We start from the raw sequence: 638 nt of genomic DNA, 5'->3' as shown, positions 1-638 counted from the left end.
GGTGGTGCTGCTCGCCGCGTTCGTCTTCACCGAGTCCAAGGTCAAGGCCCCGCTGCTGCCGCTGCGCGTCATCACCGAGCGCAACCGCGGAGGCGTCTACCTCTCCCTCGGCCTCGCGATCATCGCGTTGTTCGGCCTGTTCCTCTTCCTGACCTACTACCTGCAGCTCGTGCTGGGCTACTCGCCGGTCAAGACCGGCCTCGCCTTCCTGCCGTTGATCGGCGGCCTGATGGTGGGCTCCACCCAGATCGGCACCCGCCTGATAACCCGGGTCCCGCCGCGCCTGCTGATGGCTCCGGGCTTCCTGGTCGCCGCGGCCGGCATGCTCTTCCTCACCCAGCTGGAGCTCGGCACCTCGTACGCCAGTGTCATCCTGCCGGGGCTGATCCTGCTCGGCCTCGGCATGGGTACGGCGTTCATGCCCGCCCTCTCCCTGTCCACGCACGGTGTCGAGCCGCGTGACTCCGGTGTCGCCTCCGCGATGGTCAACACCTCGCAGCAGGTGGGCGGCGCGATCGGTACGGCCCTGCTGAACACCATCGCCGCCTCCGCGACGACGGCGTACATCAAGGACCACATCGGCGGCGCCGGTTCCCAGGCCCAGCAGCAGCTGGTCCAGCTGGAGGGCCAGGTGCACG

1 protein-coding gene is annotated in these 638 nt (G+C 69.0%); it reads left to right on the top strand.

All coding sequences use genetic code 11. The features are described 5' to 3' along the window. Positions 1-638: MFS transporter (locus ACTWQR_RS55930; RefSeq protein ID WP_443235044.1), on the top strand; the 638-nt coding region annotated here is incomplete at both ends.

Source organism: Streptomyces sp. 2A115 (assembly GCF_052245575.1).
In the GTDB taxonomy this organism is placed as follows: domain Bacteria; phylum Actinomycetota; class Actinomycetes; order Streptomycetales; family Streptomycetaceae; genus Streptomyces.
Note: the sequence above shows the minus strand (reverse complement) of the source record. Positions and strands in the feature narration are given on the sequence as shown.